At 61.8% G+C, this 13,906-nt stretch carries 9 protein-coding genes; 6 read left to right on the forward strand and 3 right to left on the reverse strand.

Going from position 1 to position 13,906, the window contains the following annotated elements; all coding sequences use genetic code 11:
• Position 1 precedes the first annotated feature (1 nt).
• Entirely contained in the window at positions 2-586 is a 585-nt protein-coding gene (locus GJB56_RS16090; protein ID WP_153211744.1) for a CGNR zinc finger domain-containing protein, read from the forward strand.
• On the opposite strand, the gene GJB56_RS16095 is transcribed toward GJB56_RS16090, so the two are convergent.
• Positions 583-1,212: a TMEM175 family protein gene (locus GJB56_RS16095; protein ID WP_019745022.1), complete on the reverse strand. Its 630-nt coding sequence runs from the start codon at positions 1,210-1,212 to the stop codon at positions 583-585. The genes GJB56_RS16090 and GJB56_RS16095 overlap by 4 nt on opposite strands.
• Positions 1,213-1,428: 216 nt before the next feature.
• On the opposite strand from GJB56_RS16095, the gene GJB56_RS16100 reads away from it, so the two are divergent.
• The 3 genes from GJB56_RS16100 to GJB56_RS16110 all read left to right on the forward strand — a co-directional run bounded on the left by GJB56_RS16100 (position 1,429) and on the right by GJB56_RS16110 (position 5,135).
• On the forward strand, positions 1,429-2,679 hold the full coding sequence (locus tag GJB56_RS16100) for an MFS transporter (RefSeq protein ID WP_113683322.1): 1,251 nt from the start codon (positions 1,429-1,431) through the stop codon (positions 2,677-2,679).
• Between the two features lie 16 nt (positions 2,680-2,695).
• Positions 2,696-4,360, forward strand: a complete 1,665-nt coding sequence (locus GJB56_RS16105; protein ID WP_113683323.1) for an amidohydrolase — start codon at positions 2,696-2,698, stop codon at positions 4,358-4,360.
• Positions 4,361-4,457: 97 nt separating this feature from the next.
• Positions 4,458-5,135, forward strand: coding sequence for an LppP/LprE family lipoprotein (locus GJB56_RS16110; RefSeq protein ID WP_113683324.1), 678 nt, complete (start codon positions 4,458-4,460; stop codon positions 5,133-5,135).
• 94 nt (positions 5,136-5,229) lie between these two features.
• On the opposite strand, the gene GJB56_RS16115 is transcribed toward GJB56_RS16110, so the two are convergent.
• Complete coding sequence (locus GJB56_RS16115) at positions 5,230-8,685, reverse strand: indolepyruvate ferredoxin oxidoreductase family protein (RefSeq protein ID WP_154606690.1); 3,456 nt, start codon at positions 8,683-8,685, stop codon at positions 5,230-5,232.
• Between the two features lie 321 nt (positions 8,686-9,006).
• On the opposite strand from GJB56_RS16115, the gene GJB56_RS16120 reads away from it, so the two are divergent.
• Positions 9,007-9,762 carry a MerR family transcriptional regulator gene (locus tag GJB56_RS16120; RefSeq protein WP_113682452.1) on the forward strand — a complete coding sequence of 252 codons (756 nt, stop codon included), beginning with the start codon at positions 9,007-9,009 and terminating at the stop codon, positions 9,760-9,762.
• A 6-nt stretch (positions 9,763-9,768) separates the two neighbouring features.
• Here the strand turns inward: GJB56_RS16120 and GJB56_RS16125 are convergent, their stop codons facing one another.
• Complete coding sequence (locus GJB56_RS16125) at positions 9,769-12,288, reverse strand: helix-turn-helix transcriptional regulator (protein ID WP_097386978.1); 2,520 nt, start codon at positions 12,286-12,288, stop codon at positions 9,769-9,771.
• A gap of 364 nt (positions 12,289-12,652) precedes the next feature.
• Here GJB56_RS16125 and GJB56_RS16130 point away from each other — a divergent pair, with 364 nt between their 5' ends.
• Positions 12,653-13,654, forward strand: coding sequence for a helix-turn-helix domain-containing protein (locus tag GJB56_RS16130; protein ID WP_230091222.1), 1,002 nt, complete (start codon positions 12,653-12,655; stop codon positions 13,652-13,654).
• Positions 13,655-13,906: the final 252 nt, after the last annotated feature.

Consider the following 13,906-nt stretch of genomic DNA (forward strand, 5'->3'; position numbering starts at 1 on the left):
GATGAAAGTGAACGAAGCAGGAGCTGATCAATCCGCTCGGGACGTGTTTCGACTCGACAACGACACGCTCGCCTTCCGCTTCACCGCCACCCTCACCAATCGGAACGGCTCGAGGTTCGAACGACTCACGAGCCCGCAGCGACTCGAATTATGGTTACGCGCCAACGATCTGATGGACACCCCAGCAACCGCGACAGACGACGACCTCCGCGGCGCGCAGGATTTACGTGAGGCCATTCATCGCATCGGAACCGCCGTATGCGAGGACCGCCGCGCCTCACGCGCCGATGTCGGGATCGTCAACACCGCATCCGAACTCGGTGATGCCCACCTCGTCCTCGAGAGTGGCCGGGCCCTCTGGAAATCAGCCGGAGACAATCCGATCCGCGACGCTTTGTCGATAGTGGCTGCCGACGCGATCGCGGTGCTCGGTGGACCCGACCACGACCGCGTCAAAGCCTGCCAGGGCGACGGGTGCACCGGCCTCTACGTCGACACCAGCCGCGGCAACAACCGACGCTGGTGCTCCATGAACATCTGCGGAAACAAAGCCAAGAAATCCGCGATGACCGCTCGCGCCGACTAGCTCATCTCACCTTCACCGCGACTCCATTTCGCCGCCACTCGGTTCCACAGCTTCTCGATCGGCGTCGACAGCAGGAGAAGAAACAGCGGGAAGTACGACGTCACCGGAACGAGCACACTGACGAGCAGCGCCACCACCATGATCAGGAAAGTGACGATTTCAGCGGTGAAATGCGGCTTCGCATTCTCTTCGCTCAACGAAGGGTTGCGAACCAGACCCCACGCGACCACCGCCAGGCACGCAGCACTGGCTGCCATTGTCCCGATGTAGAGAGCCCTGGTTCCGAGATCCTGCGACGGCGCTGCAACGAGCGCAGTCGGGAACGGCAAGAACACGATGGTCATCACCCACAACCCCAGCCCGCGCACAACCACCTTGTCTCCGTCGACCACGAAACGAAGCAGCCGATGCTGCGACCACCAGAGACGGAAGATCACCAGAAAGCTCAGGGCGAACGAATAGAACTGCGCAGCGTGATCGCGCAGGAGTTCCGACGTGGTGCCGTGGTGGTCACTGGTGAGTTCGACCAGCGGCAGGACGAGCAGCGTGATCGCAATGGCGACAATCGCGTCGACGAAAGTGACGTAGCGCTCGAAGTAGCGGGTGCGTTCCGCAATCTCAGCCATTGCGGAAGCATAAGCCTCACAACAAGAAACAGACCGGCGACGCCACTTTGCGGGAGGCGGTATCCCGAAACATACAATTAACGAATCAAATTCGTTATACCCCTTGACCGAGGCAGGGCCCATCCCCATACTTAACGAATCACATTCATTAAGTGACTCGCATCACGCCATCAGGGGTCGGTTCCGCCACCCCCTTCAGGACATGGGGTTGCCCTAGTGCCAATCAACGCTTCTGCGATTACGCAGTCCGACCGGGTTCCACTCACCGCCAACCGCGGTATTGCCGTCTTCAGCATCGGTGTCATGGGATTCATCACCGCGAACCTCATCCCCCTGATGATCGTGGCAATGGTCGAGGACCTCGGTGTCACCGAATCCGCCGCCGGTGCCGTCCTGACCGCATCGCTGCTGGTCTGCGCGTTCACCTGCCTCGCCACCACTCGTATCGCATCGGGTCGGCATCGTCATCTCCTCGGCCGCGTCAGCCTGATGGCAATGGCAGCCGCATTCGGCGTTGCGGCCATCGCACCGTCCACGATGATCGCGTGTACCGCGATCATCGTCGGCGGCATCGGCGCTGGTGGATCTGCATCCGTTGGTGGAGCGGCACTGGCCGCGCTCACGAACCCGGACCGGGCGTCAAGCATCAGCGGCCTCGTGAACCGTGTCGTCGTCACAGCCGTCCTCGCTCTCATACCCATCCTCGGCACACACATGACCAACGCATTCGGCATCGTCGCAGTCCTGGCACTGGCTACCGCAGCAACGGTCACCTGGTTGCCGTCATCCCCGGTGAAAGAGGCGCCGGAGACGGCGAAGTCCGCCAAGACGACCACCACTCTCCCCGCCGGGGTAAGCGCGAAACGACTCACTTTTGCCGGAACCGCATTTCTCGCGATGCTTGCAGTCTGGGCGATCAGCGAAGACTCACTGTGGGCAGTACTCGGCATCATGGGTTCCGAGCACGCCGGACTCTCGGATCAACAAATGAGTCTCGCGCTGAGCGCATCAACGGCGGGTGGCGTGCTCGCGGCTGTTACTTTGACCGCGTTGGGTTCTCGGGTCAGTCGGACAGTATCGATCTCCGTGCTACTGATACTCGGGGCAATCCTGAAGCTGTCTGCCAGCCTCACCACCGATCCCACGATCTACCTGGTACTGGTCATCGCCTGGAACACTGTCTACGCGGCCACGTTCATCGTCTTGGTTGCCATCTCGGCCGCGCTCGACGCCGCCGGCCGATGGTCGGCCCCACTACTGGGCACCTACCTCATCGGCTCCGCGTTCGCGCCACTGTTCGGCACTTCGGTGACGGCCAGCCTCGGGTATCCGACCTTCGGAGTCATCATCTCCGGGATCAGCTTCGTTCTATTAGTCCCGTTCGCCTTGGTTTCCCGACTCTCCGCACGTACCGAGGGTGCGTATCGTCACCACAGCGCCGCCATCACTACTACCGTCATCGCGTAAGGATCACGTAGAAGTCATGAATGACAGCATCACTCACTACCGCAACGGAAAGATCTTCACGGCTGCCGACGACGGATGGGCCGAATCGATAGTCGTCGAGAACCACAAGCTCAGATTCGTGGGCGAAACCGTCTATGCCGATATCCTGGCTCCCGACGCCGAGGTGATCGATCTCCAAGGCGCCGTCGTGCTACCCGGTTTCGTCGACGCCCATACACATTTGGTCATGATGGGATTCGCGCTGCAGAAGTTGGATCTGCGTGATGCCACCGATCTCGCCGACATTCAGTCCAGCATCAAGCAATTCGCGGAATCGAACCCGGACGCACCACGCCTGCTGGGTCGCAGTTGGTTGTTCTCCGCGCTGGATGGAGGGCACCCGACGCGAGAGATGATCGACGCCGTCGTGCCCGATCGCCCGGTGTACCTCGACGCCAACGACGTACATTCGGTCTGGGTGAACACTGCAGCACTGCGAGAACTCGGCATCGACGCGGACACGCCCGATCCGATCGGCGGTCGTATCGGCCGGGATCCGGACACCGGAGAAGCCACCGGAATGCTGTACGAGACGGCCATGATGCTCTACGTCTGGCCGAAACTGGCGGAGCTCGCATCCGACGAGGACCGGGACGCCGCCCTCGCGCTCGCGTTCCGCCACTATCTCGAGGACGGCGTGACCGGCGCGGTCGACATGGCTCTCGGCGCGGACGAATTAGCTTCGCTGGAAAGAGCATTGGATGCAGGAGACGGCACATTGCCGCTGCGCGTCGCGGCTCACTGGCTGATGACCCGCGAGGACAACGAGGCTGACAACGTCCGACAAGTTCACGACGTGATCGAACTCCACGAGCGCGTCCAAGGTCCGTGGCTCCGTATCGCCGGAATCAAGATCATCATCGACGGTGTGATCGACAGCTGCACTGCCGCAATGAAAGAGCCGTACTCTGACGGCACCAACGCCGAGCCCATCTGGGATCTCGAGTCCTTGATCCCCGTCGTGACAGCCGCTGACGCCGCAGGCCTGCAGATCGCGATGCACGCGATCGGCGACGAGGCGTCGGAGATCGGATTGACGGCACTCGAGTACGCGATCGCCGCCAACGGAGACATTCCCCGCAGGCACCGAATGGAACACTTGGAGTCCATCACCCGGGACAACGTCGAAAGGCTTGCCCGCCTGGGAATCATCGCCTCGATGCAACCGGTTCACGCTGACCCTGCTATCCAAGAGAACTGGCAGGCGATGCTCGGCGACTACCGGGTGAATCGCGCGTACCCCTGGCCCGAATTCACCGAGGCCGGAGCGGTTCTGGCGTTGGGTTCGGACGCTCCGACGGCGCCCCACCCGCCGCTGCCGAACATGTTCATCGCCACCACCCGTCGATCCGCAATCGATCCGTCACTGGCACCCAACCTGCCGGGGTACGCACTCCCCCTCGCGGACGCGCTGGCTCACGCAACCCGCGACGCTGCCTACTCGTGCCGGTGGGAAGATGTGACCGGCCAACTGGTTCGGGGAAAAGCAGCCGATTTTGTCGTACTGAAACAAGATCCGTTCGCCGAAGGGGTCGATTCTCTCCTGACCACGGAAATCGCGATGACCGTGGTTGCCGGATCCGTGCGATACGACTCCGCTCGAGCCACAAACACCGAAGCCGTCAACACCGAAGCCCGATAGCTGATCGTTATCAGTTGTTCGATAACGCACGCATGCGGCCCAGCGACAGAACGAGGGAGGGACTTGAACACGTGAACCCACACTCTCTGGAGGACGCATGCGCAGGAAAGCTCCGATTTCGGCCGCCGTCGCTGTCTCGGCACTGGTGACGGCCACTGCCCTGATGGTCGCCGGTTGCGGGTCGACCGAAGGAACACCCGAGGCGGCGGCTAGTTCAACAGCGTCAAGCTCAACGGCGTCGGCGACCTCAACGGCGTCGGCGACCTCGACGGCAAACGAATCCGGGACGACGGTAACGAGTTCTCCCCCGCCGCAATCGGGCACCCCAGCAAGCGAATCCGTGCCGGCGACGACGCCTGCAGTCCCGGCTTCAGGTCCCTGTGTCGACGTCGACTCCCCGGTCGTCACGGACGCAATCGGCACCTTGGGAACCGACGTCAACGGCGGCAGCTGGATACCGAGATCCGCGAGCGAGGAGCAGATCGGTAATTGTCCTGACCTGCTCTGGGTTTCGGTCGATGGTGACGGCGTGGGCGATGCGACGTATCAGTCACACGTCCTGTTCTTCCACGACGGGACTTACCTGGGCACGGCTACCAGCAAGCCGTACTCGTACACACACGTCATCGACAGCAACAGGAATTCGGTGTCCGTCCAATACCGATGGTTGCTCGACGACGACGCATTCTGCTGCCCTCAAGGCGGACCGAATATCGTGAATTTCACGTGGAACGGCAGCGCTGTGGTCGCCGACGGCCAGTTCCCGCCCTCCTGAACCCGTTTCCGTACGATACAGCTCTGAATACAACTGTGCCCCAGCGACAACGGTCGCTGGGGCACAGTCTTCTTCGATCTACTCGCTGACGCTCCTACTCACCGATACCGAGTTCGCGCAGGCGAGTCTTGTACAGCTCGATGTTGCCGAGCTTGATGTCCTCGTAGCCGCGAACCACGTCCGGCAGCGCCGCGATCTCGACGGCGCGATCGTATCCGTCGGTTGCGAGCGTACGAGAGAGATCAGCGATCATGGCCTCGTACTCGGCGAGCAGTTCACGCTCGACCTTGCGGACGTGCATGTAGCCGAAGGGATCGAGCTTGGTACCGCGCAGCTTCTTGCCCTTGGCCAGAACCTTCAGTGCAACATGCGACTTGGGCCCGAGGCCGATCTTCTTCTTGCGGCCCATCACTCGGAGGATCGGGGGGTGGAGCTTGTAGGTCAGGTTCTCCCCGGCCGGCACCTGCGACTTGACGTCTTCGATGAAGGCAGGATCGACCAGCATGCGAGCAACTTCGTACTCGTCCTTGTACGCGGTGAACTTGAACAGGCCGCGGGCGACCGCTTCACTGAAATCGGTCCGCTCGGTTGCGGCACGTTCAGCAGTCCAGACTGCCTGAACCTGATCGATGTAGCGCTGGGCGATCTTGACGGACTGGAACTCGATGAGCTGTGCCGCACGCAGTTCGACCAGTCGCAGGGTTTCACCGGTGAAGGTGGTTCCGGCGAACATGTGAGCCGGTGCGACGACGGGTTCGCGGACGGACTTGGCCGGCGTGGTGACGGCCGAGAACGCTGCAGTGTCGGCAATTGCTGCACGGCCCCAACGGAATGCCGCGATGTTCGCTTCCACGGCAACGCCGTTGATGCCGATCGCTTCTTCGATGGCCTCGGCCGGCAGACGAAGTCCACCGCTCTGGTAGGCAGCACCGATCAGCAGGAAGTTGGCGGCTGCGGTGTTACCGAACAACTCCTGTGCCGCGGCGAGTGCGTCGAACGAGCGCAGGGTGCGCGACACCTTGTCGAGACGGGCGAGGAGTGACGTCTCCTCGGGGTAGCGAACAGCCTTGTCGTAGACCATGTCTCCGGTCGGCGTCTGCGACGTCGATGCGATGGAGACCGTCTTCTCGGCGTTGCCGTAGTCGAGGTTCTTGTTGTCCGTCGCGGTCAGCAGGTCGAAGGCGACGATGCAATCCGCGCTGCCCGGGGTGAGGCGGTTGGACGGCTCGAGCGCGCTGGAGCTGAAACGCAGGTGCGAGACAACCGGTCCGGCCTTCTGGCTCAGTCCGATCTGGTCAAGGCTCTCCACCTCGAGGCCGGCGCGCAGTGCCGCCGTTGCGAGCACCTGGTTGACGGTCACGATACCGGTGCCGCCGATGCCCGCGAGGAACACGTTCTGCGTGCTGGTGAGCGGTCCGAAATCGGGATCTGCGACGACGGGCGGGACGGGACGTGCGGCCTTGGGAGCCTTCTTGCCCGGCACCAGTTCGACGGTCACGAATGAGGGGCAATCGCCGTCCATGCAGGTGTAGTCCGTGTTGCAGGACGTCTGGTCGATCTTCGTCTTGCGACCGTACTCGGTGTCCACAGGCTGGACCGAGAGGCAGTTCGACTTCACACCGCAGTCACCGCAGCCCTCGCACACTGCCTCGTTGATGACGACGCGAGTGTTGCGAGTGGGCAGCGTGCCACGCTTGCGCTGGCGACGAGCGTCGGCCGCACAGTGCTGGTCGTAGATCAGTACGGTGACGCCCTTGATCTCGCGAAGCTCCTTCTGAGCCTCGTCGAGGCGATCGCGGTGCCAGAGCTTGGTGCCCTTGGCCAGGGCGCGCTTGTTGTGGCGCGAAGGCTCGTCGGCGCAGATGATGATCTGCTTGACGCCCTCGGTGGTCAGCTTGTGGCTGAGTTGAGCAACGGAGAGGGCCCCTTCTGCGTCCTGTGCACCGGTCATCGCCACTACTTCGTTGTAGAGCAACTTGTAGGTGATGTTCACGCCTGCGGCGATGCATGCCTGGACAGCCAACTGACCGGAGTGGAAGAAGGTGCCGTCGCCGATGTTCTGGAACAGGTGAGGCACGTCGGTGAACGGTGCCTGCCCGATCCACTGGCTGCCCTCGCCGCCCATCTGCGTCAGGCCGGTGACAGCGCTGTCCTCACGGCCGGACATGGTGACGAGTGTGTGGCAACCGATTCCGCCGCCGCCGATTGAACCCTCGGGGATAGCGGTGGAACGGTTGTGGGGGCACCCACTGCAGAAGTACGCGGTTCGCTTGGCGGAGAGCACGTTCAGTGACAGCGGTGCCGGGAGGGTGCGCTTGAGCTCGACGTGCGGCTTCAGTACGCGCCGCAACGGGGCGAGCAGCCGGCCTGCGGTCAGTTCACCACTGGCAGGCATGAGCAGACGGCCCTGGCCGTCACGCTTGCCGATGATGCGAGGAGCATCGTCGGTGCCGTACAGGACTTCCCGGATCTGAGCTTCGATGAACGCGGTCTTGTCCTCGACCACGACGATCTGCTCGAGACCTTCGGCGAACTCCCTGATCTTCTCGCCCACGACGGGGTAGCACATTCCGATGCGAAGGAGACGGATCCCGGCGCGGTGCAGCGCCGCATCATCGACGCCGAGGTCTGCCAGAGCTTGGCGGACGGAGTCGAAAGTTGTACCGGTGGCGGCGATACCGATCTTCGCACCGGAGGGGTTGACCTCGATCACATCGAGATTGTTGGCAGTTCCGTACGCGTGAACAAGATCCCATCGCGGGCCGTACAGATCTGCCTCGGCGATGACACTGTCCGGCGGCGCAGCCATCTGACGCTGCTTGTAGACGAAGGGCTTGCCCTCGAACTGAACTTCCGGAACCACGATGTCGAAGTCCGCGATGCTGCCGTCGATCGTCCAGGCACCGTCGGCGACGTCGGCGACGATCTTCAGCGCTACGACGCAACCGGACACCCGCGAGAGTGCAACGGCGTGCATACCCATCGTGATGATCTCTTCGGCATTGCGCGGAAAGAGAACCGGCACACCCATCGCGGCAAGCGAGCGCTCGCTGACGGCCGGCACCGTGGAGGACTTCGACGCCGGGTCGTCGCCCACCAGCAGGACGACGCCGCCCTTGGGGTTCACGCCGTACATGTTGGCGTGGCGAATGGTGTCGGTAGCGCGGTCGACGCCGGGGCCCTTGCCGTACCAGACGCCGGTCACGCCGTCGTGGGTCGCGGTTCCGGCGGGGAGATCCGTCTGGCTTCCCCATACCGCGGTGGCAGCGAGCTCCTCGTTGAAACCGGGGATGAAGGTGATGTCGTGTTCCGCGAGAACCTTGGGCATGCCGTGGAGCATCTTGTCGACGCCGCCGAGGGGGCTGCCCTGGTAACCGGAGACAAAAGTGGCAATACGCTTACCCGCCCGGATGTCGCGAACGTGCTGCTCGACGAAACCGCGTGCGATTGCCTGAACACCGGTCAGCAACACCGGTCCCGATCCCGACCGGTACCGATCATCGAGGTCATAGGGCTTGGCCTGGGCTACGCCCGACACCAGTTCAGTCATCGTGGACCACCGTTCCGTCTGCAGTGCATTTCAACTACCGTGCGTTTTCAACAACCGCGTAACTCGATCTGTTCAGATGATCGTGGTCGAGGTATGTGAAAGCGTCAACAGAGGCTTGTCCAACTATTCAAATTGGCAATTTGTGAGCCAAATCACGTGACCTAGGTCATCGAATCAATCAGTTGGAGACCCGTTCGTGGCGATACGGCGAAACGGACATAAAACGTTCCCGACAATGCACACCGAGAACTTTCTTGACATTGACGCAACGTCAACTTGCATGCTGAATGAGCACAACCGATCCGAGAGTAGGAACTCCACGTGAGCGAATGGTCCATCCAAGAACTCGCCAAATCCGCCGGTACCACCAGCAGAACGCTGCGCCATTACGGCGATCTCGGACTCCTGGAACCAAGCCGCATCGGCGCCAACGGCTACCGCTTCTACGACGAAGACGCCCTGGTGCGACTGCAACGCATCCTGCTGCTTCGGGAACTCGGACTCGGATTGCCGGCCATCGCCGAAGTCCTCACCGGTGAACGCGACACGGCCGCCGCGCTGCGTACGCACCTCGAACTCCTCGAGCAAGAGCGCACGCGGATCTCGAGACAGATCGAATCGGTCAACAGGACGTTGAACAAGACGAAGAAAGGTGAATCACTCATGCCGGAAGATGTTTTCGACGGGTTCGACCACACCCGATACAAGGACGAGGTCATCGAGCGTTGGGGCAAGGACGCCTATACCAGCGGCGACAACTGGTGGCGGTCGATGTCCGAGCAGGACCGGAAAGCACATCTGCAAGCTCAAGCCGACATCGCAGCGGCATTCGGAAAAGCACTGACAGCGGGCCTACCCGCGAAAAGCGACGACGTCCAGACGATTACCCAGAGACAGTTCGAGTGGATAAAAATCGGTTGGCAGGGAAGGACTCCCAGCGCCGACGCCTTCACCGGACTCGGCCAGATGTACGTCGACGATCCCCGCTTCACTGCAAACTACGACAAGTACGGAGAAGGCACCGCTTCGCTGGTCCGTGACGCGATGAAGATCTACTCCGAGCGCAATTTGCACTGACGTCGATCAGTCCTGCCCACTGCCGAGGAGGTTGTGTCGGTGCGCTGCCGCGACGGCCTCTTCGCGGGAATGCGCACCGAGTTTGCGATACAGGGCTCGCAGGTGACTCTTCAATGTGTTGTTGGATACGAACAACTTTCGCGCTATCTCGCCGATCGGAATGCCGAGACCCAGTTCCACGAGAACGTCCATCTCCCGCTTCGTCAATTGGACTTGAACGATAGCCGCCGGATACATCTGCGGCACTTCGGATTCGAGAAAGCTTGCGACGGCACTGCTCGGGCCCTCGGCCCGCTCTTCCAGTTGCCTGATCAGATCACGCGGTATGGTCGCCAGCGCCGACAGGACACCTGAGGTTTCGAGCAGTCCGCGAGCCTCCTCCCACGGACTGGCGGCAGCGGGGATTCTCCCCAGTTCGCACAGCGCAGCGCATTCGATCAGCAGGGACTCGAGCCGAAACCTCGTGAGATACTGCTCGCTCCAGTCAATTTCGCGACACAATTCCAATGCCTGTGACGGAGCCCCCGTCAGGAGATGCGCACGAGCGACAGAAACCGTGACAACAGCAAACGTATGTGACGCAGCGACTGATTCCTCCAGCGCCTTGGTACCCTCCCCGGACGCCAACAGAAGATCGATACGCGCCGCGGCGAGAAGTGCGTCACCGAGTGATCGTTCACACGGATTCACGTGCCCGTGCGTTGCCACTGCGCGCTGGAGCGAAATCAGCCCCGAGAACGGATCCGATTGCAGCAGTGCGAATCTGGTGTACGTGTAGGCCGCGAACGCCCACAGGTCGCCCGGCGGTGTGATCTCGGCGAGCGCGTCCATCGCGGCAGCGCCGGCATTCAGGTCCACGCGATCGCACGCCACCAGTGCCCGCGCGATCGCTCCCCCCATGTGCGAGGGCGGTCCCAACCATCCCGAAACGTCCGGGTGTGTGCTTTCGAGGTGAAGCCAGTCTGTCGCGTGCGCGACGTCCCCGATCAGCGCGGAGTTGAGCGCGGCATTGCCAGCGGCGTGCCGCAGGACGAACTCCGGACCGTGTTCCATCGCACCCTGATAGGCGAGTCGCAATTCCACCGCGGCATCACCGAGGTCACCGGTCAGTTGATGCGAAACACCCCAGATCAGGCGCAGGGCGGGCAGTTGAGACCCCAACGCGCCCAACGACTCGTCACCGAGTCCGTACACGACGTGAGCCAACTTGCGCGTGATCTCGGTAGAGCGTTGGTACTTACCGGATGTTCTCAGCACAACCGATTGGACCGTCCCGACGTTCAACAAGCTGTGCGCATGCGAACTACCACCTATCGCACGCAATTCCGCCGGTTCCGTCGGCAACGAATCGCCGTTGACCAACTGCGGCCGTAGGCGTGATTCGAGCAGGTCACGGCCCACCAGAATCGAAGAGTTCGAACTGAGTACGTCGCCGGGTATGGATTGCAACGCAGTCCGGACCAATCCGGTGTGATCGACCAGAAGATCGGCCCAGTGACGCTCGAGTATGTCGAGCACCCTGGTCCAATGGCGTCCGTCCAAGGCGTAGTGAACGGCACCGGCTATATCCGAAGTCCCGAGAGCGTGATCGACGAGAACCTGGAAGGGATCGTCGAATCCATCCCCTTGTTCGGTCCGTATCTGCATGAATGCCAGTCGAACTGACGGCGCAAAGTACCAGGATGCTTCTCCCTCGGGACCGTCCCGAAAGATCAGACCGAAAGACTCGAGCAAGTCCAGTTTGCCCTCCACGTCAAGATCGTCGGACAAGACACGAGCGATCTCTGGTGTGACGGTGCGGGCGGCGGCGATCGTAGTCGCGAAGTCGAACAACTCGAGCGACTTGCCCGATCGAGGAGCGGTCCGACTGACGTACGCGTGGATCGCCTGGTCCACTCGCTGCTGAACGCGTTCGCGCCCACGACTCGGTTCACTCAGCCCCGCAACCGCACTCAGAGCAACCTTCATCAGCACAGGAACGCCGGCAACACGCTCGCAGATCGAATGGACGATGCCCGAGGGAAGGTGGATCCCTGCCTCCGCGAACAGAACTGTGGACTCGTCGAGCGTGTACCTGAGGTCGTTCGCGCACAGGTACTCGTCCACGCGGACGTCCTCGAGTAAGTCCGTCGCAGACCGATCCTGCAGCGTGACGATTACTTTCAATCCGGGAAGCCGCACGATCAGATCCACGATTCGGCGTCCCACCTCGTCACCCTCAACCAGGTCGATGCGGTTGAACACCAACACGAATGGAGTGGGCGACGAGTCGAGTAGTGATTCGATTGCCCCCACCGGATCCTCGCGCATTCGTGGCGGGGCCTCGAGTGATTCCAGAGAATCTTGAATCACTGCGAGCGCAGTGTTCCAGTACTCGAGGGGGGTCATCCGATTCGATGGCGCCGGCACCCAGACAACTGGTCTGATGGGCATGTGCCCGAGAGTCGTGAGCCACAACGCGGCGAGGTCCGTCTTCCCGAACCCCCGCGGCGAATCGATGACCGTCAAGCCCGCCGAGCGTTCCATCAACCCGAGCAGACGAGGACGAATCGCCGTGGCTCCACGCCCGGCGAGCCGTCTTTGCAGCGTGCCCCTTCCTCGAGGATTTCGCTTTGCTCGAGATAGCTGCGACCGATTCGAAGTGGATGTCATGATGGCCGACAAACGAGCAGTCGATCCCCGCCGAACTCGAGATTTCGTTCGAGCATCGAACTCCCAACCTGTCCACCCATAACGAACAACATAGACAGAATCACCGCGACACGCGAGCACTGGCCGTCTCACAAATACGCCCGATTTGTCTCATTATGTGGGCTCGGTCACTATTGACATTTATTTGCGGGAGAGTGACTGCGACCTGCGGGATCTGACATATCATGCCCGCGTGCCGATGAATTCCGCCCGCATTCGCGTGTCGACTCGATCGGTGGACCCTGCGGACGCCAACGACTTCTGGCGTGTCGTCACGCGTCCGTTCTTCGTCACCGAGCCGATAGGCGCCGACACGCCCCTCCAAGGCTCGATCTCCGCCCTGCCTATCGGGACCTCGCTGATCGGTGAAACGACCTTCAACGCGCAGAAGTACCACCGCAGCAAAGTTGTGATCGCCGAGAGCGGACTCGACGATCAGTACATGATCCAGGTCGTTCTCGGCGGACAGGTCAGTGGTGACGCCGACGGAGTGGATTTTGTCGCCCGCCCGGGGGACATCGCGTTCTTCGACCTCGGGCGAACCTGGACTGCTGACGTCGAAACCGAGGCGACCGGACGCACCATCACACTCCTGGCACCGCGCTCCCTCGTCGAAGCGGAGTCGAAGGGTCGTTCTCTACACGGGACGGTACTGCGCGGAGTTCCTGCCGTCGTGCTCGCTCAGTGCATGCAATCGGTCGTACTCGCGCTACCGCATCTCGATCCCGATGCTGCGGCCGGCTACGAGGACGTCGTCGCTTCCCTCCTGCGTGTCAGTTTGGGTATCGCCGAACCTGATCTGTCGCCGCGGCCCGATCACTCTCTCCGCGATCGTGCGTACGCCTACATCGCCGAGCATCTCTCGGAGACCTGGCTCGGCCCGACGAGCATGTGCGCAGCATTGTCGGTCTCCCGAGCACAGCTCTACCGCGCATTCGCATCCGACGGCGGAATTGCTCTTGTCATACGGCGCAAGCGCCTCGAACTCGTCTACCGCGAGTTGACCAGAGCCGAGATGTCGAACGAAACGACCGACGCGTTGGCCCTGCGATGTGGCTTCACCTCGAAATCCCAATTGGCGCGCGCGTTCAAAGACTTCTACGGGATGACTCCGAGCCAAGCTCGTACCGATGGCAGGCGCACGATCGGGGACCCGTCGATCGCACGGCTGCACCGTCGACTCGAGTTCTTCAGCCCCTGAATCCGAAATACTCCACAGCCTCGGGATCGCGCCTGTGTTCTAGTTGATCCATGAGCTGGGTCGACAAGGATTTCCGACGTCCTTGATCGTACTGGCGGTCATCGCCGCAGTTACGTACGTGTTCTCCTACCTGCTCGCCCCCGCCCAGGCCTCCCAGACCCCGTAAGAACCTCTGCTTCATCACGATTCGGCCTCCGAACCGCGGTGGAGATCAATAACTCCTTGCCAGGCAGCGAGCTCAGATCACTTCAG

The organism is Rhodococcus sp. AQ5-07 (assembly GCF_009707305.1).
GTDB lineage: Bacteria > Actinomycetota > Actinomycetes > Mycobacteriales > Mycobacteriaceae > Rhodococcus_F > Rhodococcus_F erythropolis.